This is a genomic window from Stappia sp. ICDLI1TA098 (assembly GCF_054880955.1).
This window is the reverse complement of the sequence record NZ_JBTZBT010000001.1, coordinates 1,417,428-1,443,128: the sequence shown is the minus strand read 5'-3', so window position 1 is coordinate 1,443,128 and position 25,701 is coordinate 1,417,428. Positions and strand designations below refer to the sequence as shown.

At 66.6% G+C, this 25,701-nt stretch carries 22 protein-coding genes; 5 read left to right on the top strand and 17 right to left on the bottom strand.

Annotated elements, in window-relative coordinates; translation table 11 throughout:
* Window positions 1-14: 14 nt before the first annotated feature.
* From ntrX to dusB, 5 genes are all read right to left on the bottom strand, one after another.
* Window positions 15-1,382, bottom strand: a complete 1,368-nt coding sequence (ntrX, locus tag ACSLUQ_RS06485) for a nitrogen assimilation response regulator NtrX (RefSeq protein WP_417773272.1) — start codon at window positions 1,380-1,382, stop codon at window positions 15-17.
* Window positions 1,372-3,660 (bottom strand): sensor histidine kinase NtrY-like, encoded by a 2,289-nt coding sequence (locus tag ACSLUQ_RS06480; RefSeq protein ID WP_417773364.1) that lies wholly within the window; start codon window positions 3,658-3,660, stop codon window positions 1,372-1,374. Before ACSLUQ_RS06480 ends, ntrX begins: the two co-directional genes overlap by 11 nt.
* Before the next feature lie 177 nt (window positions 3,661-3,837).
* Window positions 3,838-5,274, bottom strand: a complete 1,437-nt coding sequence (gene ntrC / locus ACSLUQ_RS06475; RefSeq protein WP_417773271.1) for a nitrogen regulation protein NR(I) — start codon at window positions 5,272-5,274, stop codon at window positions 3,838-3,840.
* Window positions 5,275-5,294: 20 nt separating this feature from the next.
* A complete protein-coding gene (locus ACSLUQ_RS06470; protein ID WP_417773270.1) occupies window positions 5,295-6,413 on the bottom strand; it encodes a two-component system sensor histidine kinase NtrB in 1,119 nt (372 codons plus the stop codon).
* A complete protein-coding gene (dusB, locus tag ACSLUQ_RS06465; RefSeq protein WP_461808010.1) occupies window positions 6,410-7,432 on the bottom strand; it encodes a tRNA dihydrouridine synthase DusB in 1,023 nt (340 codons plus the stop codon). Before dusB ends, ACSLUQ_RS06470 begins: the two co-directional genes overlap by 4 nt.
* A 169-nt stretch (window positions 7,433-7,601) precedes the next feature.
* Between dusB and ACSLUQ_RS06460 the strand changes: the two genes are divergently transcribed.
* The 3 genes from ACSLUQ_RS06460 to ACSLUQ_RS06450 all read left to right on the top strand — a co-directional run bounded on the left by ACSLUQ_RS06460 (window position 7,602) and on the right by ACSLUQ_RS06450 (window position 9,935).
* Window positions 7,602-8,888 carry a bifunctional 2-C-methyl-D-erythritol 4-phosphate cytidylyltransferase/2-C-methyl-D-erythritol 2,4-cyclodiphosphate synthase gene (locus tag ACSLUQ_RS06460; protein WP_461808009.1) on the top strand — a complete coding sequence of 429 codons (1,287 nt, stop codon included), beginning with the start codon at window positions 7,602-7,604 and terminating at the stop codon, window positions 8,886-8,888.
* Window positions 8,885-9,385, top strand: a complete 501-nt coding sequence (locus tag ACSLUQ_RS06455) for a CinA family protein (RefSeq protein WP_461808008.1) — start codon at window positions 8,885-8,887, stop codon at window positions 9,383-9,385. The genes ACSLUQ_RS06460 and ACSLUQ_RS06455 overlap by 4 nt, the downstream gene beginning before the upstream one ends.
* Window positions 9,386-9,479: 94 nt before the next feature.
* Window positions 9,480-9,935 carry a hypothetical protein gene (locus ACSLUQ_RS06450; protein WP_417773266.1) on the top strand — a complete coding sequence of 152 codons (456 nt, stop codon included), beginning with the start codon at window positions 9,480-9,482 and terminating at the stop codon, window positions 9,933-9,935.
* Between the two features lie 94 nt (window positions 9,936-10,029).
* Here ACSLUQ_RS06450 and ACSLUQ_RS06445 read toward each other — a convergent pair whose 3' ends face one another.
* The 10 genes from ACSLUQ_RS06445 to glmS all read right to left on the bottom strand — a co-directional run bounded on the left by ACSLUQ_RS06445 (window position 10,030) and on the right by glmS (window position 20,849).
* Window positions 10,030-10,485, bottom strand: a complete 456-nt coding sequence (locus ACSLUQ_RS06445) for a type II toxin-antitoxin system RatA family toxin (protein ID WP_417773265.1) — start codon at window positions 10,483-10,485, stop codon at window positions 10,030-10,032.
* A gap of 97 nt (window positions 10,486-10,582) precedes the next feature.
* A complete protein-coding gene (gene lipA / locus ACSLUQ_RS06440; RefSeq protein WP_417773264.1) occupies window positions 10,583-11,563 on the bottom strand; it encodes a lipoyl synthase in 981 nt (326 codons plus the stop codon).
* A gap of 105 nt (window positions 11,564-11,668) precedes the next feature.
* Window positions 11,669-11,911, bottom strand: a complete 243-nt coding sequence (locus ACSLUQ_RS06435; protein ID WP_417773263.1) for a GlsB/YeaQ/YmgE family stress response membrane protein — start codon at window positions 11,909-11,911, stop codon at window positions 11,669-11,671.
* Between the two features lie 40 nt (window positions 11,912-11,951).
* Window positions 11,952-12,200 (bottom strand): GlsB/YeaQ/YmgE family stress response membrane protein, encoded by a 249-nt coding sequence (locus ACSLUQ_RS06430; protein ID WP_417773262.1) that lies wholly within the window; start codon window positions 12,198-12,200, stop codon window positions 11,952-11,954.
* Between the two features lie 124 nt (window positions 12,201-12,324).
* Window positions 12,325-13,773, bottom strand: a complete 1,449-nt coding sequence (gene lpdA, locus ACSLUQ_RS06425) for a dihydrolipoyl dehydrogenase (protein WP_461808007.1) — start codon at window positions 13,771-13,773, stop codon at window positions 12,325-12,327.
* A 121-nt stretch (window positions 13,774-13,894) separates the two neighbouring features.
* Window positions 13,895-15,244 carry a pyruvate dehydrogenase complex dihydrolipoamide acetyltransferase gene (locus ACSLUQ_RS06420; RefSeq protein ID WP_461808471.1) on the bottom strand — a complete coding sequence of 450 codons (1,350 nt, stop codon included), beginning with the start codon at window positions 15,242-15,244 and terminating at the stop codon, window positions 13,895-13,897.
* A gap of 52 nt (window positions 15,245-15,296) precedes the next feature.
* On the bottom strand, window positions 15,297-16,679 hold the full coding sequence (locus ACSLUQ_RS06415; protein ID WP_461808006.1) for a pyruvate dehydrogenase complex E1 component subunit beta: 1,383 nt from the start codon (window positions 16,677-16,679) through the stop codon (window positions 15,297-15,299).
* A gap of 15 nt (window positions 16,680-16,694) precedes the next feature.
* Complete coding sequence (gene pdhA, locus ACSLUQ_RS06410; protein WP_417773258.1) at window positions 16,695-17,747, bottom strand: pyruvate dehydrogenase (acetyl-transferring) E1 component subunit alpha; 1,053 nt, start codon at window positions 17,745-17,747, stop codon at window positions 16,695-16,697.
* Window positions 17,748-17,949: 202 nt separating this feature from the next.
* Entirely contained in the window at window positions 17,950-18,282 is a 333-nt protein-coding gene (locus ACSLUQ_RS06405) for an FtsB family cell division protein (protein WP_417773257.1), read from the bottom strand.
* A 740-nt stretch (window positions 18,283-19,022) separates the two neighbouring features.
* Entirely contained in the window at window positions 19,023-20,849 is a 1,827-nt protein-coding gene (gene glmS, locus ACSLUQ_RS06400; RefSeq protein ID WP_417773256.1) for a glutamine--fructose-6-phosphate transaminase (isomerizing), read from the bottom strand.
* 267 nt (window positions 20,850-21,116) lie between these two features.
* Here glmS and ACSLUQ_RS06395 point away from each other — a divergent pair, with 267 nt between their 5' ends.
* Entirely contained in the window at window positions 21,117-22,532 is a 1,416-nt protein-coding gene (locus ACSLUQ_RS06395) for an SPOR domain-containing protein (RefSeq protein WP_461808005.1), read from the top strand.
* A 116-nt stretch (window positions 22,533-22,648) separates the two neighbouring features.
* Complete coding sequence (locus tag ACSLUQ_RS06390) at window positions 22,649-23,626, top strand: DMT family transporter (RefSeq protein ID WP_461808004.1); 978 nt, start codon at window positions 22,649-22,651, stop codon at window positions 23,624-23,626.
* A 113-nt stretch (window positions 23,627-23,739) separates the two neighbouring features.
* Here the strand turns inward: ACSLUQ_RS06390 and ACSLUQ_RS06385 are convergent, their stop codons facing one another.
* Together ACSLUQ_RS06385 and soxC are read right to left on the bottom strand one after the other, a co-directional pair.
* Entirely contained in the window at window positions 23,740-24,411 is a 672-nt protein-coding gene (locus ACSLUQ_RS06385) for a c-type cytochrome (protein WP_417773253.1), read from the bottom strand.
* The gene (gene soxC / locus ACSLUQ_RS06380; protein ID WP_417773252.1) at window positions 24,395-25,684 is read right to left on the bottom strand and encodes a sulfite dehydrogenase; all 1,290 of its coding nucleotides are present in this window, start codon (window positions 25,682-25,684) and stop codon (window positions 24,395-24,397) included. Before soxC ends, ACSLUQ_RS06385 begins: the two co-directional genes overlap by 17 nt.
* Window positions 25,685-25,701: the final 17 nt, after the last annotated feature.

Below are 25,701 nucleotides of genomic sequence, written 5' to 3'. Positions count from 1 at the left end.
TGCCTCGCGCGCGGTCAGGATAGTCCCAGCGACTTGAGCTTGCGGTGCAGCGCGGAACGCTCCATGCCGACAAACTCGGCGGTGCGCGACACGTTTCCGCCGAAGCGCTTGATCTGCGCCTGAAGATAGTCGCGCTCGAACAGCTCGCGCGCATCGCGAAGCGGCAGCGCCATCAGGTGCTCGCCGCCGCCGTTGGTCGGCAGGCTCGGCGCATCCGCGCCGATCTCTCCAGGCAGCAGGTCCGCGGTAATCACCGCCTCCGGGTCGCCGCGGGTGAGAATCATCAGTCGCTCCACGTTGTTGCGAAGCTGACGCACGTTGCCCGGCCAGTCATGGGCCTGCAGCACCGCCATCGCATCCTCGCCGATCTTGCGCATCGGCAGGCCGGAGGCAAGCGAGATCTGCTCCATGAACGCCTGCACGAGCAGCGGGATATCGTCGCGCCTTTCGGCGAGCGGCGGCACCTGCAGCGGCACCACGCCAAGCCGGTGGAACAGATCCTCGCGGAACCGGTGCTCGGAGATTTCCTGCTCGAGATTGCGCGCGCTCGACGACAGGATGCGGATGTCGACGTTGACCTTGCCGGCCCCGCCCACCCGCGTGAAGGTCTGGTCGACCAGCACCCGCAGGATCTTGCCCTGCGTCTCGGAGGGCATGTCGGCGACCTCGTCGATGTAGAGCGTGCCGCCGTGGGCCTCCTCCATCGCGCCGAGCTTGCGGATGCGTCCGTCCTGATCCTCGATGCCGAAGAGCTCCTCCTCCATCCGCTCCGGCGTGATGGTGGCGGCGTTGATGACGACGAAGGGATTGCGGGCGCGCTGCGACATGGCGTGGATCGAGCGCGCGGTCAGCTCCTTGCCCGAGCCGGAGGGGCCGGTGATCAGCACGCGGCTGTTCGTCGGCGCGACCCGGTCGATGACGTTGCGGAGCTGGTTGAGGGCGCTGCTTTCGCCCAGGAGCTCCGGTGCGTCGCCGCTGCGCTGCTTGAGCTGCTTGATCTCGCGCTTCAGCGCGCTCGCCTCCAGCGCCCTTTCGGTGATCAGCACCAGCCGGTCCGCCTTGAACGGCTTCTCGATGTAGTCGTAGGCGCCGCGCTTGATGGCGGAAACCGCCGTCTCGATGTTGCCATGGCCGGAGATGATGACGACCGGAAGGTCCGGGTCATGCTCCTTGATCACATCGAGAAGGCCGAGGCCGTCGAGCTTGCTGCCCTGGAGCCAGATGTCGAGCACGACGAGCGAGGGACGCCGCTCCTGGATCGCGGCAAGGGCGGCATCGCTGTCTCCGGCGGTGCGGGTGTCGAAGCCCTCGTCATCCAGGATGCCCGCGATCAGATCGCGAATGTCCGTTTCGTCGTCGACAATCAGAATATCATACGCCATCTGTCGCAACCGTTCCCGTTGGATGGGGCGTGTCGCCCTCCTCCGTGGCGGCGGTTCTGCTCGTGGTCGCCATGGTCAAGCGGACCATGGCGCCCCTACCGCCGCGCGTTTCGTCATCCGTCCCCGTCGACGGCGCATCGAGAAGCTCGATGCCGCCGCCGTGTTCTTCCATGATCTTCTTGACGATGGCGAGGCCGAGCCCCGTGCCCTTCTCGCGCGTCGTCATGTAGGGCTCGAGCAGCCGCTGCCGGTTTTCCATCGGCAGGCCGATGCCATTGTCCACCACCTCGATCACGACGTTTCCCTCACCGGTCAACAGCGTCACGCAGATCGCCCCGCCAGCCGCTTCTTCGGGCGGCAGGGCGGCGACGGATTCGGTGGCATTCTTGATCACATTGGTGAGCGCCTGCCCGACAAGCCGCTGGTCGAAGGACATCCTGACCGCATCCTCGGGCAGTTCCGTGCGGATCGAGATGTCCGGGTTCGCCACGCTCTGCAGGAATGCCGCCTCGCGCACCGTCGTCCGCAGGTCGCTGTCCGACATGGTCGGCTTGGGCATCCGCGCGAAGGACGAGAACTCGTCGACCATACGCCCGATATCGCCCACCTGGCGAATGATCGTGTCGATGCACTGATCGAAAACGGTCCGGTCCTCGGAGATGTTCTTGCCGTACCGGCGGCGGATCCGCTCGGCCGAGAGCTGAATCGGGGTCAGCGGGTTCTTGATCTCGTGGGCGATGCGCCGGGCGACATCGGCCCAGGCGCTGGTGCGCTGCGCGGTGACGAGGTCGGTGATGTCGTCGAGGGTGACGACGAAGCCGTGCTCGCTGCGGGTCGACTGCTCGCTGGTCACGCGCACGTTGACCGAACGCTCCCGCCCGTGACGGTGCAGCGACACCTGCCGCTCGCTCATGCGGTTGTCGGCGCGCGACAGCGCCTCGTCGACAACCTCCGCCAGCTCCGGGATCACCTGCGACAGCGGTTCGTCGAGAAGCGCGCTCTCGCTCATGTCGAGCAACGCCAGCGCCTCACGGTTGACGAGGGTGATCCGCCCGGTGTCGTCGATGCCGATGACGCCGGCCGTGACGCCGGACAGCACGGCCTCGGTGAAGCGCCGGCGACGGTCGATCTGGTCGTTGGCCGCCAGCAGCGCGTCGCGCTGGCCGCGCAACTGCGCCGTCATGTTATTGAAGGTCGATCCGAGGTTGGCCAGGTCGCCGGCCGACTTGTCCGTTTCGACCTGCACATAGAGATTGCCCTTCGACACCTGGTCGGCGGCGCCGATGAGGCGGCGGATCGGCGAGACCAGCATGTTGGCGAAGCCGAAGCCGATCCAGATCGACGACAGCAGCAGCACCAGCGTCACGCCCGTATAGACGAGCGCGAAGGCCACCTGCACGCCGAACCGGCTTTGCTCCATGCGGTTGTACTGGTCCGCTCCGTCCTCGGCCAGGCGCATGTAGTCGACCACCCGCTTGTCCATCGCGCGGGTGACATAGAGATACATGTCGTCATAGGCGGAAAGCTTCATCACCCCGCCGACCAGATTGGAGACGCCGGGCGCGATCAGCACCGGTTCGCCGGCCTTCGCCTGCGCGAACGCCTCCTCCGGTGGCAGCAGGACATCCACATCCGGGTTCGACACCACACGGGTGATCACCGTCCCGTCGGAAGACATCAGGAACGCAGCCAGCAGCGCCCGCAGATTCGTCTGGGTCTGGAAGAAACTGTCGAAGCGCGTCGGCTCGAAATCATAGATCGACTTCGCCCGGTCGATGTCGCTCGACATGGCGATGAGGTCGCCGCGCAGCACCCTTGCGTGTTCCTGCAGATAGGCCTGCGCCACGGTCAGGGCGTTGTCGATGATGAGCCGCGTACGGTCCTCGAACCAGCGATCGAGGCCCCTGTCGAGGGTGATGGTGGCGAGAATCGCGACAAGGATCGCCGGAACCGCGGCCACCACGCTGAACAGGGTGACAATGCGCACATGCAGTCGCGCCGCCGCCCTGCCCCGCCGTCGCGCCTGCAACAGCGAATGGAATTCCAGCCCGATCAGCACCAGCAGGATCGTCACCAGAACGCCGTTGGTGACCATCGCCACCTGGGCGACCGGCCCGTCGGGCGAGATCGGTGTCAGCCCGGTCAGAACGAAGAACGTGAGCGTGATCGAGATCAGGGAAACGATGACGAGCACGAGCCCGATATGGCGAACCCGCAGGCCCTTGCGGCCACGGTCGCCATCTGAGGAAGTGTCGCTCGTTTTGTCGGCAAGCACGATAAGACTACCATTGTCTGGAATCGGCACGCGCTGTTTCGGCACGCGGATGCGGCACCCTTAACACACAATGTTGCCAAAATACGACAGGTTTGCGGTCAATTCAAACGCCCGCGCACCGGAGCGTCGGCCGCGGGCGGTGGCCCGCCGCGGCGTGCCTCCCCCGCCCGCGACCGAGCATCAGCGCGTCGAGCGGATCACCTGCACGTCAAGGTCGCGGATCTTCTTGCGCAGCGTGTTCCGGTTCACCCCGAGCAGTTCCGCCGCCTTGATCTGGTTGCCCCGCGTTGCCGCCAGAGCCGCCCCGATCAGCGGATATTCCACTTCCCGCAGGATGCGGTGATAGAGGCCGGGAGGCGGCAGCGCGTCGCCGAAGGCCTGGAAATAGGCATTGAGGTATCGCTCGACCGACCCCGAGAGATCGACCTGCGCGTTCTCCTCCTCCTCGGCCGGGGCCGTCGGCTGGCTCAGCTCCGTGTCGATAAGCGCGGCGGAGATCACGTCCTGGGGGTAGAGCGCGGTGAGGCGACGCACCAGGTTTTCCAGTTCGCGCACATTGCCCGGCCAGCGGTAGCGGCGCAGCCGGTCGACGGCAGCCGCCTCGATCTGCTTGACCGGCAGCCCTTCCTTCTCGGCGAGCGCGAAGAAGTGGCGCACCAAATCGGGAATGTCCTCCGTGCGCTCGCGCAGCGGCGGCAGGCGGATCGGCACCACGTTCAGCCGGTAATAGAGATCCTCGCGGAAGAGCCCCTGGTTGATGAGCTGGCGCAGATCCTTGTTGGTCGCCGCGACGATCCGCACGTCGGTGCGGATCGGCACGCGACCGCCGACGGTGGTGTATTCGCCCTGCTGGAGCACCCGCAGGAGGCGGGTCTGCGCCTCCATCGGCATGTCGCCGATCTCGTCGAGGAAGAGCGTGCCGCCGTCGGCCTGCTCGAAACGGCCGGCGGAGCGCTGTTGCGCGCCGGTGAACGCCCCCTTCTCGTGACCGAAGAGCTCGGCCTCGATCAGGTCGCGCGGGATCGCCGCCATGTTGATGGCGACGAACGGACCGTTGCGCCGCTTGCCATAGTCGTGGAGCGCGCGTGCCACCAGCTCCTTGCCGGTGCCCGACTCGCCATTGATCATGACAGACAGGTCCGTCTGCATCAGCCGCGCAAGAACCCGGTAGATTTCCTGCATCGCCGGCGAGCGGCCGACCAGCGGGATGTTCTCGCCCGGCTCTTCCACATGCTCGATGCGCTGGCGCTTCGGCTCGGAAAGCGCCCGCCCGACGATGGTCGTCAGTTCCTTCAGGTCGAAGGGCTTGGGCAGATATTCATACGCGCCCTTCTCCGAGGCGCGGATCGCCGTCATGAACGTGTTCTGCGCGCTCATGACGATGACCGGCAGGTCGGGCCGCATCTTCTTGATGCGCGGCAGCACGTCGAAGGCGTTCTCGTCCGGCATCATCACGTCAGTGATCACCAGATCGCCGTCGCCGGACGACACCCAGCGCCAGAGCGTCGTCGCGTTGGAGGTGAGTCGGACGGTGTAGCCGGCCCGCGACAGTGCCTGGTTCAGCACCGTACGGATGGCGGCGTCGTCGTCGGCGACGAGGATTGTACCGGTTGGCATATGGTCGGGTTCCCCGGGGTTCAGGTCTCGTCATGCTCCGCGTAGGCGGGCATCAGGATGCGAAATGAGGTTCGGCCGGGCTGGCTGTCGCACTCGATCACGCCGCCATGATCTCCGATGATCTTGGCGACAAGCGCGAGGCCGAGGCCGGAGCCATTGGCCTTGGTGGTAACGAAAGGGTCGAAGAGATGCGGGAGCAGGTCCTCCGGCACGCCCGGACCGTTGTCGCGAACGCAGAACTCGAGCGGCAGACTGACCCTCTCCGAGGAACCCGGCACGGAAAGCCGGATCCCCGGCCGGTAGGCCGTCGTCAGCGTGATCTCGCCGCCCTGATGTTCGGAAATCGCCTCGCAGGCGTTCTTCACCAGGTTCAGGAACACCTGCACGAGCTGGTCGCGGTTGGCATAGACCCGCGGCAGCGAGGGGTCGTATTCGACGCTGATCGGCACGTTGCGGGCGAAGCCCGACTGTGCGAGGCGCTGGACGTGATCGAGCACCACGTGGATGTTGACCGGCTCGCGCTCGATCGGCCGTTCGTCGGAGAAGACTTCCATGCGGTCGACGAGTTTCACGATCCGGTCGGTCTCGTCCATGATCAGCCGGGTCAGCGGACGATCTTCCTCGGCCGCCGATCCCTCCAGGAGCTGGGCCGCGCCGCGAATACCCGAGAGCGGGTTCTTGATCTCATGCGCGAGCATGGTCGCCAGACCCGAGACCGTGCGCGCCGCGCCGCGCGAGGTCAGCTGGCGGTCGATCTTCTCCGCCATGCCGCGTTCCTGCAGCATCAAGACCACGGCGCCCGGCCGGTCGTTGACCGGCGCTGCGATGATGTCGATGATCTTCTCCGCGCCGATGCGCGGCGAGCTGATGTCGACCTTGTATTCGTTGACCGGCGCGCCGCGCTCGCGCACCTGCGAGATCAGCAGCAGCAGCGGGCTGCCGAACGGCACGAAATGGGAGATCGGATGCCGGCGCATGACCGGGGCGCTGGCGCGGAAGAAGCTTTCCGCGGCCATGTTTGCCTCGGCGATGCGCCCCTGCGGGTCGACCAGGATGACCGGATGCGGAAGAGCGTCGAGCACCTGTGCCATGGCCCCGTTGAGCGAGTGCGGCGTAGCGATGTGATGAACGTCTGTCATGCCGCCTCCCCAAGGCGTGTTGCGGATGAAAACCAGCGCGCCAGCGTCGCCAGGACGAAGCGCGGGTCCGTCGAGGTCAGGAGCGCCTTGCGCGCCTCGCCGGGCATCTCGCCATCGGCCGCGTCCAGATACCAGGCGATGTGCTTGCGCGCGAGCATCAGCCCCCGCGCCGTTCCGTAGTGATCAAGCATCATCCCGACGTGCTCGCACACGAGATCGGCCAGCGCCTCACCGGCGGGCGTTGCCACCGGCTCGCGCCCGGCAAGCTCCGCCCCGATCTGTCCGGCAAGCCAGGGCCGGCCGTAACAGGAGCGCCCGATCATCACCGCGTCCGCGCCACAGCGCACCCGCATGTCGCGAGCGTCCGCCGCGCTGGCGCAATCGCCGTTGGCCACCAGCGGAATGCCGATGCGCGCGCGCACCGCGCCAATTGCATCCCAATCGGCCGTGCCCTTGTAGAACTGGCAACGGGTGCGGCCGTGAACGGTCACCATCGCCACGCCCGCCGCCTCGGCGCGTGCGGCAAGCTCCGGGGCGTTGAGGCTGTCGCTGTCCCAGCCAAGGCGCATCTTCACCGTCACGGGAACGCTGGAGGCGGCGATCGTGGCCTCGATCAGCGTCACCGCGTGGTCGAGATCGCGCATCAGCGCCGACCCCGAATAGCCGGTCGTCACGCGTTTCGCCGGGCAGCCCATGTTGATATCGATGATGTCCGCGCCGGCGTCGACGGCGATGCGCGCACCTTCCGCCATCCAGTGCGCCTCGCGGCCGGCGAGCTGCACGACGTGGATCGCGCCGTCGATTCCCTCGCTGCGCAGCTTCGTATCGGCGTCGCCCTCGGCCAGTTGCTCGCAGGCAACCATCTCGGACACCACCAGCCCCGCGCCAAAGCGGTGGGCAAGCCGGCGGAAGGGCACATCCGTCACGCCCGACATCGGGGCGAGGAACGCGCGGTTCGCGAGAACATGCCCCCCGACGGTCAGGGCGTCATTCGCCGGATCCTGAAGCATCTTGCTCATATGATGTGCACTTCCCATTGTGCCTAGATAATAGTCATTGGCTATCTTGTCGCAAGGGCCAATTTTCCGCATTGCACTTAACTCTTGTCGGGACGGGAGGAAACCGACAAAACCCGCATGCGAAACATGCCGCAACCGCACAGCTCGCCAATCGCCGAGGAGTGATCGAATGCCCGCCGCCAGGAGACAGGACCAGGATACAGCCGCTGCCGATGGCACGGCCGTCCTGGTCGTCGCCGCCGGACGCGGCTCGCGCGTCGGCGCCGACGGCGCGCCCAAGCAGTACCGTGCCATCGGCGGGCAGACCGTGCTGCGCCGCACGTTGCAGGCGCTCGCGGCCGCTCCCCAGATCGGCAAGGTGATGGTGGTGATCCACCCCGACGACGGCGACCATTACCGGCAGGCCGTCGCCGGACTGGAGGCGCCCTACCGCCTGCTGCCTCCCGCCTCCGGCGGCAGCACGCGGCAGCAGTCGGTGCTGTTCGGCCTGCGCGCTCTTGCCGAGCACGGCATCTCCCGCGTGCTTGTCCACGACGCGGCCAGGCCTTTTGTCAGCCCGGCGGTGATCGCCGCCTCGGTCGACGCGCTGATGCGCGGCCACAAGGCGACGCTTGCCGCCATCGCCGTGTCCGACACGCTGAAGCGGGCCGACGCGGTCGGCGCTTCCGTTGCCGACACGGTCGAGCGCAGCGGCCTCTACGCGGCGCAGACGCCGCAGACCTTCGATTACGACGCCATCCTCAACGCCCATGAGGCGGCCGCCTCCGCCGGCGTCACCCACCTCACCGACGATGCCGCCGTCGCCCAGTGGGCCGGGCTCGATGTTGCCATCGTTCCGGGCGATCCGGCCAACGTCAAGATCACCACCTCGGAGGACCTCATGCAGGCAGACCGCCAGTTCAGGATGGCCGACCTTCTCGCCGAATTGGGCGAGACGCGCGTCGCCACCGCCTATGATGTTCACGCCTTCGAGCCGGGCGACCACGTCATGCTCGGCGGCATCGCCATTCCGCACGACATGGGCCTCAAGGGACATTCGGACGCCGACGTGGTGCTGCACGCGCTGACCGACGCGCTGCTCGCGACCATCTGCGATGGCGACATCGGCCACCACTTCCCGCCGAGCGAGGCGGAGTGGCACAAGGCCTCCTCGGATATCTTCCTGCGCTTCGCGGCCGAAAGGATCGCCGGACGGAATGGCCGCATCCAGCACCTCGACGCGACGATCGTCTGCGAACACCCCAAGATCGGCCCGCATCGCGAGGCCATGCGCGCGCGCATCGCGGAGATTTGCGGGCTCGCCCTCGACCGGGTATCGGTGAAGGCGACGACCTCGGAGAAGCTCGGCTTCACCGGCCGCTCGGAAGGCATCGCGGCGCTCGCCACGGCGACGGTCAAGCTGCCGCTCTCCCTCCCCGACCCGGCCGCCGGGGACGACGGCAAGGAGCCCGCATGACCGACCTCGCCCCGCTTTTCGACGATGCCGCTGCCCTGGTGGCGCGCTGCGCGCAGCGCGGCCTGATGATCGCCACGGCCGAATCCTGCACCGGCGGACTGATCGCCGGCGTGCTGACCGAGGTGCCGGGATCCTCCGCCGTGGTCGACCGCGGCTTCGTCACCTATTCGAACGAAGCCAAGATGGAGATGATCGGCGTGCCCGGGGCGCTGATCGAGACGCACGGCGCGGTCAGCCGCGAGGTTGCCCTGGCGATGGCCGAGGGGGCGCTGGCCGCATCCCGGGCCGATCTTGCCGTCGCGGTCACCGGCATTGCCGGCCCTGGCGGCGGCTCACCGGACAAGCCCGTCGGCTTGGTACATTTCGGGATTGCGAGAAAAGGCCAGCCGACGCAACATGTTGAGGAGCGGTTCGGACCGGAGGAAAGCCGTGGCGCAATCCGCCTCGCCACCGTACGACGGGCCCTTGCCGCTCTGTCCAATTTTATCGACCCCTGACACCACGCGTTCAGCACACCGAGGGGTTGTTGGTCGGGGCAGTTGATATTTTGAGGCGAAACGGCGAGCATATGGCGGGGAAGAGGACCAGTTCATGCGTATTTCCGCACTCGCGGCCCTCCTGATGTTCGTCTGTCCGGCGACATCTCTGGCCGCGGAAGACATGTTCATCGTTTCACGGTTGCCGGATGGCTCGTTCCATTCCGGCCATCGCCTGTACGACCGCACCGGCAGCAACCTGCACAAGGTGACCTTCTGCGGGCGCCCCTATTTCGTGCGCGCCAAGACCGTCGCCTGGATGAATTACGAGGCGGATGAAGGGCGCGTGGTCGGCCTTGAGTTCAACGTCGGCAAGGGCTGGGTGCATGTGTGCAAGGACCCGGCCGATCAGGTCAAACTCGCCGATATCGGCATCGACGAAGACAATGTCGACGTGATGTATGCCAGCGACGAGGCGCTGAACCGACGCGACCGCTTCCGCCACATCAGCCGCGCCTTCTCCGGCTTCAAGAATTCCGGCAACGTCAGTTCGTCCTACCACGCGCGCTGAGCGCCGGCGCATCTGACCTGCCCCCCCGATCCGCCCTATAAAAAAGGCCGCGTCCCGGAAGGAGCGGCCTTTTCTCGTGCGCGAGGTCCGGACTTCAGGCCGGGCCGTAAACCCGGTCGGCGCGCGCCTCGAAAGCATCCGAGAACTTGCGAAACGCCCGGTCGAACATCGCCGACATCAGCGCGCTCAGCGTGCGGCTCTTGAATTCATAGGTGATGAAGAAGCCGATCTCGCTGCTGTCGTCGGTCACCGGCACGAAGGTCCAGCGGTTCTCGAGATGGCGAAAGGGACCATCGAGATACTCCACCAGAATCTCGCCCTTTTGCGGAAACAGCGTCACCCGGCTTGTGAAGGTCTCGCGGAAGAGCTTGTAGGCAACCGTCATGTCGGCGACGAGAAGCGATGTCCCATCCTCGTTGTCGCGACGGCCGCGCACTGAAAGCCCCTCGCAGAGCGGCACGAATTCCGGGTATTTCTCCACATCCGCAACGAGCGCGAACATGTCCTGGGCGGAATGCGCCACCTTGTGAACGGTTTGGAACGAAGGCATTCTTTCTCGACGGCTTTGCGGGTCGATGGGTCACGCATCAGCGCGCGAAAAGGCAGCGCGCCGCGTCTCCTGCCGGAGCGCGGCGCGGGCCATTCGACTAGATGACGGCGGCTCCGAGCTTCGCCGCGCGCGCCTTCACGAGATCGGCGAAATCCTCGCCCGCGTGATGCGACGAACGCGTCAGCGGGCTTGCCGAAACCTTCAGGAAGCCCTTGGCGTAGGCGATCTTCTCGAAGGCCTTGAACTCGTCGGGCGTCACGAAGCGCGCCACAGCGTGGTGCTTGGAGCTCGGCTGCAGGTACTGGCCGATGGTCAGGAAGTCGACATCCGCCGTCCTGAGGTCGTCCATGAGCTGAAGGACCTCGTTCCGCTCCTCGCCGAGACCGACCATGATGCCGGACTTGGTGAACATGGTCGGGTCGAGTTCCTTCACCCGCTGCAGCAGGCGGATCGAGTGGAAGTAGCGCGCGCCCGGCCTCACGGTCAGATATTTGGACGGCACCGTCTCCAGATTGTGGTTGAAGACATCCGGTCGCGCCTCGACCACGATCTCCAGCGCGCCGGGCTTGCGCAGGAAGTCCGGCGTCAGCACCTCGATGGTGGTCTTCGGCGCGCGCTTGCGGATCTCACGGATGACATTGGCGAAATGGGTGGCCCCGCCATCGTCGAGATCGTCGCGGTCGACCGAGGTGATCACCACATGCTCCAGCCCCATGGTCGCCACCGCCTCGGCGACGCCCGTCGGCTCGTTCTCGTCCACCGGTCCCGGCATGCCCGTGCGCACATTGCAAAAGGCGCAGGCGCGCGTGCAGGTATCGCCGAGGATCATGAAGCTCGCGTGCTTCTTCGACCAGCACTCGCCGATGTTCGGGCAACCAGCTTCCTCGCACACGGTGACGAGGTTGTTGGAGCGCACCACCTGTTGCGTCTCGCGGTAGACCGGGGACGTCGGTGCCTTCACCCGGATCCAGGCGGGCTTGCGCTGGATCGGATTGTCCGGGCGGTGGGCCTTTTCCGGATGACGCGGGCGCTCCGCGCCCTCGGGCTTGTTCGAGATCGTGTCGAGGATCGTTACCATGGCCCTCACTTGTCCTTCTTCGTGCGCTTCGTCAAGCAGGACGAAGGTTCCAGGGCGCGGGGTTTCGCGTCGGCCTGTGGGATTTCCGAGAAACCGGACGGCCTGTCACCGCCCCCTGATCTTGCGCCAGACAAACAGGAAAAGCACCGCCCCGACGGTCGCCAGCAGAAGCTGGTCGATGATCCCGCCCGTGACATGCAGCCGCAGCAGGTCCGCAAGCTTGCCGCCCACGAGCGCGCCGATCAGGCCGACGACCAGACTGCCGAGGAAGCCGCCCCGGCTGTCGAAGACACGATGCGCCACCGCGCCCGCGATGAGGCCGATGACGATCCAGAGGAGAAAACCCATCTGTCGATCCTTGTATCCGTCGCTGGCTTGCCGCGTCCGCTCAGGCGATGAGGCGGGCGGCGAGAACCACCACGATCGCACCGATGGCGGCGATCACGATCTGGTTCACGAAGACATTGCCGAGATTGATGTTGATCCCGATGGCGTTGAACAGGAAGCCGCCGACGAACGCGCCGATGAGGCCGGTCAGCAGATAGCGGACCAGACCGCCACCGCCGATGATGAGACTTGCCAGCCAGCCGGCGATGAGGCCGATGACGCACCAGATCACGATGTTCTTCACGTCCATGCGCTAGTCTCCTGCTTGCGGATCCAGCACCCTTGCCGCGATCCCGAACTGTTGGCTCAGCCTAGCCTTTCGCGCTGCGACAGCAAACCCCGCGCGCACATGGCAGCCGCGCGGGAAAGGCTTGTCAGGCATTCAGCACGCGGCCGTAGGCGTCGAGCACGCTTTCCTTCATCATCTCCGAAAGCGTCGGATGCGGGAAGATCGTGTGCATCAGCTCTTCCTCGGTCGTCTCCAGGTTCATGGCGACGACGAAACCCTGGATCAACTCGGTCACTTCCGCGCCGACCATATGCGCGCCGAGCAGCTCGCCCGTCTTCTTGTCGAAGATGGTCTTGATCATCCCCTGGTCCTCGCCGAGCGCGATGGCCTTGCCGTTGGCATTGAAGCTGTAGCGGCCGACGCGGATTTCGCGGCCCGCCTCCTTCGCCTTCGCTTCCGTCAGGCCCACGGAGGCGACCTGCGGGTTGCAGTAGGTGCAGCCCGGGATCTTGCCCTTGTCCATCGCGTGGACGTTCGGCAGGCCGGCGATCTTCTCGATGCACACGACGCCCTCGTGCTCGGCCTTGTGGGCGAGCATCGGCGGGCCGGCGACGTCGCCGATGGCATAGAGGCCGGGCACGTTGGTCTTGCCGTAGCCGTCGATGACGATGCAGCCCCGCTCCGTCTTGACGCCCAGGTCCTCAAGGCCGAGACCCTCGACGTTGCCCTGCACGCCGACGGCGGAGATCAGGCGGTCGGCGGTGATCTTCTCCACCTTGCCGTCCTTCGTCTCGACATGGGCGGTGATCGAGTTCGCGCCCTTCTCGACCTTGGCAACCTTGGCCTCGGTCATGATCTTCATGCCGCGCTTTTCGAGTTGCTTGCGCGCGAGCGCCGAGATTTCGGCGTCTTCCACCGGCATCACCTGCGACATCACCTCGACGACGGTCACGTCGACGCCCATGGAGCGGTAGAAGGAGGCGAACTCGATGCCGATGGCGCCCGAGCCCATGACGACCAGCGACTTCGGCATGAAGTCCGGCTTCATCGCCTCGAAATAGGTCCAGATCAGCTTGCCGTCCGGCTCGATGCCAGGCAGCGCGCGCGGGCGTGCGCCGGTCGCGACGATGATGTGCTTCGCGGTGTAGGTGCCCTCGCCCTTGACGCCCTTGGGAACCGGGTTCTGCGGCTCGACTACCGGCTTCGACGATTTCGCCACCTTGATCTCGCCGGGCTTTGTCAGCTTCGCCTCGCCCCAGATCACGTCGATCTTGTTCTTCTTCATCAGGTAGGCGACGCCGCCGTTGAGGCGCGCCGAGACGCCGCGCGAGCGGGCGACCACGTCCTTCACGTCCGCCGTCATCTTGCCCTCGAGCTTCAGGCCGAAGCTCTTGGCGTGGTTGGCATTGTCGAGGATCTCGGCCGAGCGCAGCAGCGCCTTGGTCGGGATGCAGCCCCAGTTCAGGCAGATGCCGCCCAGGTGCTCACGCTCGACGATGGCCGTCTTCAGGCCGAGCTGCGCCGCGCGGATCGCGGTCACATAGCCGCCCGGGCCCGAGCCGATGATGATGACGTCGTAGGACGTGCCGCTCATGAAAAATCCTCCAGCTCGGACGGCGGGGCGCGGGATTGGCGCGCGCCGGCTGCCGCCCGGATATGGCAAAGGGCTAAAAGGACCGGCGGCGACCGGGGGATCTCCCGGCCGCCGCCAACGGTCATACCAGCATCGACATCGGGTTTTCGATGAACTGCTTGAACGCCTTGACCAGCTCGGCGCCGAGCGCGCCGTCGACAGCGCGGTGGTCGGTCGACAGCGTCACCGACATCACCGTGGCGATGGCCAGCTCATCGTTCTTCACCACGGCCCGCTTCTCGCCCGCGCCGACCGCCAGGATGGTGGCATGCGGCGGGTTGATCACGGCGGCGAAGTCCTTGATGCCGAACATGCCGAGGTTGGAGACCGAGGTGGTTCCACCCTGGTACTCCTGCGGCTGAAGCTTGCGCGTGCGGGCACGCGCGGCCAGGTCCTTCATCTCGTTGGAGATGAGCGACAGGGGCTTTTCCTCGGCGCGGCGGATGATCGGCGTGATCAGCCCCCCGTCGATGGCGACCGCAACGCCGACGTCCGCGTGCTTGTGAACAAGCATGCCGCCGTCGGTCCAGCTGGCGTTGGCCATCGGAACGGCCTTGAGCGCCAGCGCATGCGCCTTGATCACCATGTCGTTGACCGAAAGCTTGTAGGCCGGCTTGCCGTCCTTGTCCTTCGGCGCGGCGTCGTTGAGCTGGGCGCGCAGCGCCAGCAGCGCGTCGAGCTCGCAATCCACCGTCAGGTAGAAATGCGGCACGGTCTGCTTCGATTCCGTCAGCCGCTTGGCGATGGTCTTGCGCATGTTGTCATGCGGCACGACCTCGTAGGAGCCTTCCTCGAAGAGCTTGAGGATCTGGCTGTCGGCCATCCCGGCCGGGGCCGTCGCCTTCGGCGCCTCGGCGGCGGTAGCCTTGTCCGCCTTCGGAGCCTCCGCGCCCTTGCGCGCGGTGCCCGACTTCAGCGCCTCGTCAACATCGCGCTTGACGATACGTCCGTGCGGGCCGGAGCCCGTCATCGCGGCAAGGTCCAGCCCGCCCTCGGCGGCAAGACGGCGCGCGAGCGGCGAGGCGAAGATGCGCCCGCCATCCTGTGCGCTCGGCGGCGGCGGGGCCTTGGCCGGCTCCTCGCCGGAGGCGACCGGTCCCCGATCGGCGGCCGGCTTGTCCTCGGACGCCGTCGCGGGGGCCTCGTCCTTGCCGGACGGCGCCTCGCTCCCGGAAGCCTTGGGCCCGCCGTTGTCGTTGCCGACGCCGTCGAGCGCCGAGGCGTCCTCGCCCTCTTCCAGCAGCAGCGCAATCACCTCGTTGACCTTCACGCCCTGGGCGCCGGCCTCCACGAGGATCTTGCCGACGGTTCCCTCGTCGACGGCTTCCACTTCCATGGTCGCCTTGTCGGTCTCGATCTCGGCGATCACGTCACCGGAGGAAACGCTGTCGCCTTCCTTCACCAGCCACTTGGCCAGGTTGCCCTCTTCCATCGTCGGCGAGAGGGCCGGCATCAAAATCTTGATCGGCATGGCTTGGTCCCCCTCAGGCCGTGTAGGTGACGGCTTTCACCGCGTCGATGACTTCCTTCACCGACGGCAGCGCCAGCTTCTCGAGATTGGCGGCATAGGGCATCGGAACGTCCTTGCCGGTCACGCGCAGGATCGGCGCGTCGAGCCAGTCGAAGGCCTTCTCCTGCACCTGATAGCCGATCTCGGCCGAGACGGAGCACATCGGGAAGGCTTCCTCGACCGTCACCAGACGGCCGGTCTTCTTCACCGAGGCGAGCACCGTGTCGATGTCGAGCGGGCGAATGCTGCGCAGGTTTACGACCTCGGCCGAGATGCCCTGCGCCTCCAGCTCCTCGAGCGCCTTCATGACGTAGGTCATGCCGATGCCCCAAGAAACGATGGTCACATCCGTACCGGCGCGCTCCACCTTGGCCTTGCCGATCGGCAGGACGAAATCCTCGACGTCCGGCAGATCGAAGGTCTGGCCGTAGAGGATCTCGTTCTCGAGGAAGATCACCGGGTTCGGATCGCGGATCGCCGCCTTGAGCAGGCCCTTGGCATCGGCCGCCGACCAGGGCTGCACAACCTTGAGGCCCGGAACATGGGCATACCAGGCGGCATAATCCTGGCTGTGCTGCGCGCCGACACGCGCCGCCGCGCCGTTCGGCCCGCGAAACACGATCGGCGCGCCCATCTGGCCACCCGACATGTAGAGCGTCTTGGCGGCCGAGTTGATGATCTGGTCGATCGCCTGCATGGCGAAGTTGAAGGTCATGAACTCGACGATGGGACGCAGGCCCGCCATCGCCGCGCCGACGCCGAGACCGGCGAACCCGTGCTCGGTGATCGGCGTGTCGATCACGCGGCGCGCGCCGAACTCGTCGAGCAGCCCTTGCGAGATCTTGTAGGCGCCCTGGTATTCGGCGACTTCCTCGCCCATCAGGAACACATCGCCGTCGCGGCGCATTTCCTCGGCCATGGCATCGCGCAGGGCCTCGCGAACGGTCGACTGGACCATCGGCGTGCCTTCGGGGACGTCGGGCTCGCTGGCCGCGGGCGCCGCCGGGGCGGCAGGCGCTGCGGGAGCGCTGGCCGAAGCCTCCTCCGCCTTGCCCTGCGCCTTGGGCGCTTCGGCGGCCTTCTTCGGTGCCGCGTCGAGGGCGGAGGCGTCCTCGCCTTCCTCGAGCAGCAGCGCAATCGGCGTGTTGACCTTGACGTTCTCGGTGCCCTCGGCGACCAGGATCTTGCCGAGCGTGCCCTCGTCGACCGCCTCGACTTCCATCGTCGCCTTGTCCGTCTCGATTTCGGCGATCACATCGCCGGCCGATACGGTGTCACCTTCCTTCTTCACCCATTTCGCCAGGGTGCCCTCTTCCATCGTCGGCGAGAGGGCCGGCATCAGAATATCAATCGGCATCTTTGCGCCCCACCCTTAGAGGAGAATGTCGGTGTAAAGCTCGGACGCATCCGGCTCGGGATCGGTCTGTGCGAATTCCGCCGCCTCGGCGACGATCTCGCGAACCTTCTTGTCGATCGCCTTGAGGTCGTCCTCGCTTGCCCAGCCCTCGTCCAGAAGACGCTTGCGCACCTGCTCGATCGGGTCGTGCTCGGTGCGCATCTTCTGCACCTCCTCCTTGGACCGGTATTTCGCCGGATCCGACATGGAGTGGCCGCGGTAGCGATAGGTGATCATCTCCAGGATGTAGGGCCCCTTGCCCGAACGGCAGTGCTCAAGCGCCTTTTCGCTGGCCGCCTTGACCGCGCGTACGTCCATGCCGTCGACCTGCTCGCCGGGAATGCCGAAGGAGGCGCCGCGATGCGAAAGGTCCGTCGTCGCCGAGGCGCGCTCGACGCTGGTGCCCATGCCGTATTTGTTGTTCTCGATCACATAGACCACGGGAAGCTTCCAGAGCTCCGCCATGTTGAAGCTCTCGTAGACCTGCCCCTGGTTGCTCGCGCCGTCGCCGAAATAGGTCATCGAGACGGCGCCGTTCTCGCGGTAGCGGTTGGCGAAGGCGAGGCCGGTGCCGAGCGAGACCTGCCCGCCGACGATGCCGTGGCCGCCGTAGAACTGCTTTTCCTTGGAGAACATGTGCATGGAGCCGCCCTTCCCCTTGGAATAGCCGCCCCGGCGTCCGGTCAGTTCGGCCATGACGCCCTTCGGGTCCATGTCCATGGCGAGCATGTGGCCGTGATCGCGGTAGCCCGTGATCATCTGGTCGCCGTCCTTCGATGCCATGCGCATCCCGACGACGACGGCCTCCTGGCCGATGTAGAGGTGACAGAAGCCGCCGATCAGGCCCATGCCGTAGAGCTGGCCGGCCTTTTCCTCGAAGCGGCGGATGAGGAGCATGTGCCGATAGGCCTCGAGCTCCTGTTCCTTCGTGAATTTCTCGATCTCCGGAGCGGACTTGGCCGCCCCCCCGCGCGATCCGCCGGCGCCTTTCGCGCGCGCGCCGGCGCTCTTTGCTGACGATGCTGCCATATCCCTCGCCTCACATTGGCGTTCCTGTTTCGGAACGGCGTTTCCCCGACGCTAGGCTAGCGGAAGCCGAGCGCTTGTGGAAGTGAAATGGGGCGGGCTCGCGGGTATGTCAAACACACACTAAGTGATTGTCAAAAATAACGAATTCAGAGATTAACAGAAAATCCGTTAAGTCGACCTTTTGAACTGAAATCGAGTAAAATCAGTTGCGAGGCCGGGGGCGCAGGATCGCCAGTTCCTGGGGCTGCACGAGGTTCAGGCTCTCTCGCGCGCGCTCGTCGATCATGTCCGGATCGAGGCTTTCTGGCCGAAGCAGCATGACCCGGCGCTGCAACTCCTCGCGCTCGGCCGTAAGGTGGGTGAGCTCCTTCTCGAGCTCCGCATAGCGGTGCTCGATCCGCGCCTTGCCGACGAGACCAAGCTCACCGTTAAGGGCATGGAATCCGAAATATCCGACGAGGGCAAGCGCGAAGACCGGAGCCGTGAGGCGCTGGCGGAAGGTCTTGCGACGGTAGCGGGTGGCACTGAAGGGCACTTTGGACGAGACCTGACTGAATACGAACCGTTCTCTCCCGCCAGTGTGGCCCAACAGGCTTAATGGTTGGTTTCCGTTTCGCGAAACGCACGCCCCGCACGCCACCTGCCCCCCCAACGTCCACAGCAGCCGACCCGCCGCTGCTCGCCTACACCGCCGGTTGCCACATCGCCGGCCACCGTCCTCATCTCTGCCCCCCACATAGCCAGCCATCGCATCGCCGGCCGCGCGCCCCGCACCACCGTCACCCCGGGCTTGACCCGGGGTCTATTGGCTCCCACAGCGCCCGCAGTACGGGCTCCGGAACCTGCGGAACGCACCGGGCGAACCAGCCGCCGCCTCGACCGCCACAAAGTGGATTGGGTCCCGGGTCAAGCCCGGGATGACGTCTGTGAGATCTGCCGCAGCCTACCGCGCCGCAGCCCCCCATGCGACCGCACACGGCTCGCCCGCATCGCCGTCACCGCCCACATCGCCGGCCGCCACATCGCCGGCCACCGCCCTCATCGCTGCCCCCCACATCGCCGGCCATCGCATCGCCGGCCGCGCCCCCGCACCACTGTCACCCCGGGCTTGACCCGGGGCCTATTGGGTCCCGCAGCGCCCGCAGTACGGGCTCCGCATCCTGCGGAACGCACCGGGCGAACCAGCCGCCGCATCGCCGGCCGAGGCCCCCGCACCGCCGTCACCTCGGACATGCGGGAGCCCAATCGGTTCCCCGCCCGTCACTGCCCCGCCCGTCACTCCACAGTGACGGATTTCGCCAGGTTGCGCGGCTGGTCCACGTCGGTGCCCATGAAGACGGCCGTGTGATAGGCGAGCAGCTGCACCGGCAGGGCAAAGATGATCGGTGCCGTGAAATCGGGCGCGTCGGGCAGCACGATGGTCTTCCAGGTCGGCGCGCCGCAGGCTTCGCGGCCCTTCTCGTCGGTGATGAGCACCACCTTGCCGCCGCGCGCGGCGACTTCTTCCATGTTCGACACGGTCTTCTCGAACACCGCGTCGAAGGGCGCGATGACGACCACAGGCACGTCCTCGTCAATCAGCGCGATGGGCCCGTGCTTCAGCTCGCCCGCCGCATAGCCCTCGGCGTGGATGTAGGAGATCTCCTTGAGCTTCAGCGCCCCTTCCATGGCCAGCGCGAAGCTGGTTCCGCGTCCGAGGTAGAGCACGTCGCGGGCGCGCGACAGCGGCTGGGCGAGCTGCTCGACCTCCGCCTCGCAGGCCAGCGCCCGGTTCAGCGCGGCCGGCACTTCCGCGAGCTGACGCACCAGACGGAAGGCTTCGGCGGCGTCGATCGTGCCTCGCTGGCGGCCGGCATGGATCGCCAGCGAGGCAAGCACGGCGAGCTGACAGGTGAAGGCCTTGGTCGAGGCGACGCCGATCTCGCGCCCGGCGATGGTCGGAAAGATGAGGTCCGCCTCGCGGGCGATGGTCGATTCGGGCACATTGACGATGGCTGCCGTGGTGACGCCATTGGCCTTGCAGTAACGCAGCGAGGCGAGCGTGTCGGCGGTCTCGCCCGACTGGGAGACGAAGAGCGCCAGATCGCCCGGCCCGACAGGCGCCTCACGGTAACGGAATTCCGAGGCGACATCGATGTCGACCGGCAGACGTGCCACCTTCTCGAACCAGTATTTGGCGACGAGGCCGGCGTAATAGGCCGTGCCGCAAGCGGAGATGATCAGCCGGTTGATCCCGGTGAAGTCGAGAGTGCCCGCCCCTTCCAGCACGGTCTCCATCTTCGTCAGGTCAAGGTAGCGCGACAGCGTGTGGCCGATGACCTCCGGCTGCTCGTGGATCTCCTTGGCCATGAAATGGCGGTAGTTGCCCTTGTCGACCGCAAGCGACACGGCCTGCGAGGAAACCATCGGGCGCTCGACCACGGCGTCGGAGGCATCGCGGATCGTTGCCCCGGCGCGCGTCAGCACGACCCAGTCGCCTTCTTCCAGATAGGTGATGCGGTCGGTGAAGGGCGACAGAGCGATGGCGTCGGAGCCCAGGAACATCTCGCCATCGCCGTGGCCGATGGCAAGCGGCGAGCCGCGCCGCGCGCCGATCAGCAGATCGGGATGGTCTTCGAAGAGGAAGGCGAGCGCGAAAGCGCCCTGCAGGCGCGGCAGCACGGCGGCGACGGCCTGCTGCGGGCTGGAGCCGGCAGCGATCTCGCGCGAAACCAGATGGGCGACCACCTCCGTGTCGGTGTCGCTGGAAAGCACCGCGCCGGCGGACAGGAGCGCGCCGCGCAGGGACAGGTAGTTCTCGATAATGCCGTTGTGCACGACGGAGACGCCGGGGGCGGAATGCGGATGGGCATTGGCCTCCGTCGCCGCGCCATGGGTCGCCCAGCGGGTGTGACCGATGCCGGCCTCACCGGCCAGCGGCGCCCGCTCGAGCTTTTCCTGCAGGTTGCGCAGCTTGCCCGGCGCACGGCACCGCGCCAGCTTGCCGTCGCACAAGGTGGCGACGCCGGCCGAATCATACCCCCGGTATTCGAGACGCTTCAGCGCATCGACGATCTGCCCCGCAACAGCGCCCTTCCCCAGAATGCCGACAATTCCGCACATGAATGTTCGTCTCCGCGTTCGGGCGCCCGTCGCGCCACAACTCAACCTTCGCGGACAGCCATAGCGAAGACGGCGGGCCGACGCACAATCAAAACCTGTTTCACTTCGTGACAGCCAATTGCAAAGAAAGAGGCAACGCCGCGGCGGGATGCGGCAAGAGCGCAACGCGGGGCGACTTTCGCACCCCCACGCCGCCGGATTTAAGGCTTGTTAACCTTGTTGAGCCTCTTCTAGGTTCGACTTGGATCAGGCCCGGGGCGGGTTTTCGTGAAACGGCAAGACCACGGCGACGACAACTCTCCGCGCAAGGGCGGTAGAAGCGATGCCGGCTGGGTGGCCCTGTGGGGCTCCGCGGCCGCGTTGTCGGCCGTCATCGGTCTGTCCTCCCTGTACTTCGGCCAGAACATCGAGCACCGCCGCGAGGGCACGCGCACGGCCGCCGTGCTGCTGCCGCCGCCAGGCGATGTCACGTCAACCGCCTCGATCGGCCGCAGGTCCGCCGACGGCACGCGCATCGAGGTCTATCCTTCCTCCGGTGGGGTCGAGGGCGAGCAGGCGCGCCGCCGACTGACCGCGGAGGTCGATGCCCTGCGCCGGGAGGTCGCCGAACTGCGCCGCACGATGGCGGTGCTACGCGAGGGCGCGCGCTTCCCTGACATCCCGCGCGAAGGTGACAAGATCCCGCGCGAGGGTGACAAGGCGCGCACCGGCGACGGCAAGACGTCGGAAAAACGCTCACAGATCAAGGCGCCCGCGAAAGAGACCGCCGCGAAGGCCGCCGCCGTCTCGGCAAAGCCTGCGAGCAAGGTCCCCTCCCCGACGGCCGATGCCGGCCGGACGACGGCCAGCGCCGGCAAGGCGGTTGCCGGTCGCGCCTCGCCCCATCCAGGCAGCACCGACGGGCCCGCCACCACAGGATCCATCGCCCGCGACGCCAAGGCGTCCGCCGCCACGGCGGAGCCGGTTCAGGAAAACTTTCAGGACAGGCTCGACCGCGCCGTGGTGGCGGCCGTCGGCAGTCCGACGCCGGTCGAGACGATCCCGGCGCCGCGCGCCGAAAGAAACGCCCGGCGCATCGACGCCGACGGGCCCACCGGTGACGGCGACACCACCGCGTTCCGCTTTGTCCACGAAAATCCCGAAGCGACGGAAATGTCACGCCCCGCGCCGGAGAAGGACACCCGCCTCGTTGAAAAGGCGCTGCCGGAGACCATGCGCAAGCCGGTGCGCATCGTCGCGCTGCCCGGAGCTTCCGGGTCGGACGCGGTCGGCTCGATTCCCCGCCCGCTTGAAAAGCCGGTCGCGACCGCGACAGACGCCGCCGCAGTCTTGCCGGTGGCCGGTCCGGCCCCGGCGCTGACGGTCGGGCGCGCCGCCGGCCGCATTTCCGGCGCCGAGAGCGGGCGCATCGCCCGCACGGATTTCGCCATCGAGCTTGGCCGTTTCGACAGCGCCGCCGATGCGGATGCGGCCTGGAAGAAGCTGATCTCCGGCGCGACGAAGATCCCGGGCGAGCTGGCCCATCGTCTGGTCGAGACGGAAACCGGCGGCGCCCGCCTGCTCGCCGGCCCCTTCCCCAATGCCGCCGACGCCGCGACCGCCTGCGCCTTCCTCGCCGCGCCCGATCTGCCCTGCCGCCCCGTTGCCGATCCGAGACCGGAGAGCCTCGCAGCCGTGCGCTGAGCGCATGCCGCCTCTCGCGCGGTGGTCTTTAAAGCCTCCCCGAAAACCGTTAGCGTCTGCGCTCTCCCGACGCGCGCGCCGCGTCCTCTCCTTCTCGTGCAAACCGTCAGGACAGCATGATCGACCTCAAGGACCCTCGGCACAGGGCCTATGCCCTGCTTATCGTCATGCCGGTCTTCTTCTCTTCCAACCTGGTCATCGGCCGCGCCGCCATCTCCACGGTTGAGCCCTGGACGCTGGCGTTCCTGCGCTGGATCCTCGCCTTCGCGATGCTGCTGCCCTTCGCGCTCGCCGGCATGCGCGCCCACCGCGAGACGCTCCAGCGCGAGTGGACGACGCTCGGGATCATGGGCATTCTCGGCATGTGGATCTGCGGGGCCGGCGTCTATTTCGCGCTGAACTACACGACGGCCTCCAATGCGACGCTGATCTACACGTCTTCGCCGGTTCTCATCCTGCTGCTGGAATGGCTGTTCCGGGGGCGGAGGATCGGCACGCGCGAAGGGCTCGGCATCCTGCTCGCCATCGCCGGGGTGGTGTTGATCGTGGTCAAGGGCTCCCTGGCGACGCTGCTGGCGCTCGAGCTCAACGCCGGCGATGTGCTGATGGCGCTCGCCGCCATGGCCTGGGCGGGCTATTCGGTGCTGTTGAAGCGGCCAGCCTTCGCCGAAGTGCCGACGCTGTCGCTCTTTGCCACGCTCGCCGCCGCCGGCGCGCTGACGCTGCTGCCCTTCACGGTCGTCGAGATCGCCGAAACCGGCCGTTTCCCGGTTCACGCCGATGCCTGGATCTCCATCCTCGGCCTCGCGCTCGGCGCCTCGGTTCTCGCCTTTTCGACGTTCCAGTACGGAGTGAAGGTCGTCGGCCCCTCAACCACCGGGCTCTTCATGTACCTGCTGCCGCCCTATGGCGTGCTGATGTCGGTCGTCTTCCTCGGCGAGGAGCTGCACCTCTATCACTTTGCCGGCTTCGCATTCATCATGGCGGGCCTGATCCTGGCCACCGCTCCGCGCCGCTTGATTGATCGGATGCGCGCGCTTCTGCCGGAAATCCCGGCGCGTGACAAGCGTGCACAGCAGGCTGGAGCGGATTGAAATCCATGCAAAAAGGCCGGCGGTGATACACCGCCGGCCTGAAGGCTTGCAAAAGCAGCCGATAGAACTTTACCGGCTAATTTGTTTCCAAGGTGCGTTGTGAAACACCTGCGTCAATCGACGTTGACGCCAGCCGTCTCGTCGTCGCCGGCGTCCGGCGTCACGTCGATGATGCGCGCGCGCTTGGTGATCTTCACCTCCGCCTTGCAGTCGCTCATGCAGGGCTCGGCCTTCGTCGCCAGCGGTGTGTCGGGCCGGTCGTCGTCGGTGAAGCCACCCTCGTTCGGCATGCGGATCGTGGAGAAGTTCTCCTTCGACAGCTCGAACTCCTCATCCGTCACCACGTCATTCATGTAGAGCAGATAGGCGACGATGGCGTAGGTCTCGTCCGGTGTCAGGCTCTGGGCATCGCCAAAGGGCATGGCGCGGTGGATGTAGTCGTAGACCGTGGAGAGATACGGCCAGTAGGAGCCGATGGTCTTGACCGGGTTGTCGCTCTTCAGCGTCCCCTGTCCGCCCGCCAGCACCGGCCAGCGCCCTGCTCCTTCCGCGAAGTCGCCGTGGCAGGCCGCGCAACGCTCGGCGAAGAGCGCATCGCCCTCGCTCACCGTGCCGCGGCCCTCCGGCAACCCCTGGCCGTCGGGGCGCACATCAATGTCCCAGCCGGCGATCTCCGCCTCGCTCGCCCTGGTACCGAGGCCGAGCTTTCCGGCCGCGACCGGCCCGGCGGCGGCAACCGCCAGCGTCAGCGCCGAGGCGGCGAATGCCTTACGAAATCTCGACATTTTCAACACTCCCGTTCTCCGCCACATGCCAGGTCTGGATGCCGTTGTTGTGGTAGATCGAGTTGGTTCCGCGCACCGCGCGCAGCTCGTTCTTGGTCGGCTGCACATAGCCGGTGTCATCATAGGCGCGCGACTGCAGCAGCAGGTCGGATCCGTCCCAGTCGAACTCGAGATAGAAGCGGTGCAGCGCCTTGGGCAGGCTCGGTCCGTCGATGCGTGCGCGATGCCAGTTCTTGCCGCCATCGAGCGTGACATCGACGCGGGTGATGCTGCCGCGCCCCGACCAGGCCAGACCGGTGAGCACCGTCTGGCCCTTGCCATGGACGATGGGCGCCTGCGGGCTCGGACTGGTGATCACCGACTTGGCGTCCATCAGCCAGGTGAAGCGGCGCGCCCGGCCGTCGGCCATCAGGTCGGTGTACTTGGAGGTCTCCTCGCGGGCATGCCACGGCTCGTCGCCCACCTCGATGCGGCGCAGCCACTTCACCCACATGTTGCCTTCCCAGCCAGGCACCACGAGGCGGGCGGGATAGCCCTGCTCGGGCCGCAGCGCCTCGCCGTTCATCTTGAAGGCGACCATGCAGTCATCGAGCGCCTTTTCCATCGGGATCGAGCGGTTCATGGCGGAGGAATCGCCGCCCTCCGGCATGATCCAGCGGGCATTGGTCTTCAGCCCCGCCTCCTCCAGCAGATAGCGCAGCGGCACGCCGGTATACATCACGCAATGGACCATACCATGGGTGAACTGGCAGCCGTTGAGCTGGGCGCCGCGCCATTCCATGCCCGAGTTCGCCGCGCATTCCAGGAAGTAGATGCGGTTTTCGCGCGGGAAGCGCTTCAGGTCCTCCAGCGTGAAGATCAGCGGCGTGTCGACCAGGCCGTTGATCATCAACCGATAGTCGGTCGGATTCATGTCGGCGACGCCGCCGTGATGGCGCTCGAAGCACAGGCCGTTCGGCGTGAGGATGCCGTCGAGCTCGTGCAGCGGCGTGAAGTTCACCGAGCTCTCGCGCGAGGCCGTCAGCCATTCGACGCTGCGGCGCACCACATGCGCCTCGTGCTCGGAGGGCACGCCGTAAGGCGCCGCGTCGACGCCGGCGCCGAGATAACGGCTCCAGTCGGCCACATTCGGCGGAAGATTGTCGGGGTTGGCCTCATTCGCCCGGGCGATGCCGCCCGTTGCCGCCAGCCCGCCGGCGGCAAGCCCCGCCTTCAGCAGCAGGCGGCGCGACGGATCGGCGGGCGTCTCCCCGGAATTTCGCGATCTGGACATGTTCCACTCCGGCTCTC

Excerpts from the sequence above, each read along its gene's own strand:
- ACSLUQ_RS06415 (WP_461808006.1), bottom strand. The coding sequence starts at position 16,679 with ATGCCGATTGATATTCTGATGCCGGCCCTCTCGCCGACGATGGAAGAG.
- ACSLUQ_RS06390 (WP_461808004.1), top strand. The coding sequence starts at position 22,649 with ATGATCGACCTCAAGGACCCTCGGCACAGGGCCTATGCCCTGCTTATC.
- ACSLUQ_RS06435 (WP_417773263.1), bottom strand. The coding sequence starts at position 11,911 with ATGGGTTTTCTCCTCTGGATCGTCATCGGCCTCATCGCGGGCGCGGTG.
- pdhA (WP_417773258.1), bottom strand. The coding sequence starts at position 17,747 with ATGGCAGCATCGTCAGCAAAGAGCGCCGGCGCGCGCGCGAAAGGCGCC.
- lpdA (WP_461808007.1), bottom strand. The coding sequence starts at position 13,773 with ATGAGCGGCACGTCCTACGACGTCATCATCATCGGCTCGGGCCCGGGC.
- ACSLUQ_RS06450 (WP_417773266.1), top strand. The coding sequence starts at position 9,480 with ATGCGTATTTCCGCACTCGCGGCCCTCCTGATGTTCGTCTGTCCGGCG.
- soxC (WP_417773252.1), bottom strand. The coding sequence starts at position 25,684 with ATGTCCAGATCGCGAAATTCCGGGGAGACGCCCGCCGATCCGTCGCGC.
- lipA (WP_417773264.1), bottom strand. The coding sequence starts at position 11,563 with ATGGTAACGATCCTCGACACGATCTCGAACAAGCCCGAGGGCGCGGAG.
- ntrX (WP_417773272.1), bottom strand. The coding sequence starts at position 1,382 with ATGGCGTATGATATTCTGATTGTCGACGACGAAACGGACATTCGCGAT.
- ACSLUQ_RS06445 (WP_417773265.1), bottom strand. The coding sequence starts at position 10,485 with ATGCCTTCGTTCCAAACCGTTCACAAGGTGGCGCATTCCGCCCAGGAC.
- ACSLUQ_RS06420 (WP_461808471.1), bottom strand. The coding sequence starts at position 15,244 with ATGGAAGAGGGCAACCTGGCCAAGTGGCTGGTGAAGGAAGGCGACAGC.
- ACSLUQ_RS06430 (WP_417773262.1), bottom strand. The coding sequence starts at position 12,200 with ATGGACGTGAAGAACATCGTGATCTGGTGCGTCATCGGCCTCATCGCC.
- ACSLUQ_RS06385 (WP_417773253.1), bottom strand. The coding sequence starts at position 24,411 with ATGTCGAGATTTCGTAAGGCATTCGCCGCCTCGGCGCTGACGCTGGCG.
- ACSLUQ_RS06455 (WP_461808008.1), top strand. The coding sequence starts at position 8,885 with ATGACCGACCTCGCCCCGCTTTTCGACGATGCCGCTGCCCTGGTGGCG.
- ACSLUQ_RS06470 (WP_417773270.1), bottom strand. The coding sequence starts at position 6,413 with ATGACAGACGTTCATCACATCGCTACGCCGCACTCGCTCAACGGGGCC.
- dusB (WP_461808010.1), bottom strand. The coding sequence starts at position 7,432 with ATGAGCAAGATGCTTCAGGATCCGGCGAATGACGCCCTGACCGTCGGG.
- glmS (WP_417773256.1), bottom strand. The coding sequence starts at position 20,849 with ATGTGCGGAATTGTCGGCATTCTGGGGAAGGGCGCTGTTGCGGGGCAG.
- ACSLUQ_RS06460 (WP_461808009.1), top strand. The coding sequence starts at position 7,602 with ATGCCCGCCGCCAGGAGACAGGACCAGGATACAGCCGCTGCCGATGGC.
- ntrC (WP_417773271.1), bottom strand. The coding sequence starts at position 5,274 with ATGCCAACCGGTACAATCCTCGTCGCCGACGACGACGCCGCCATCCGT.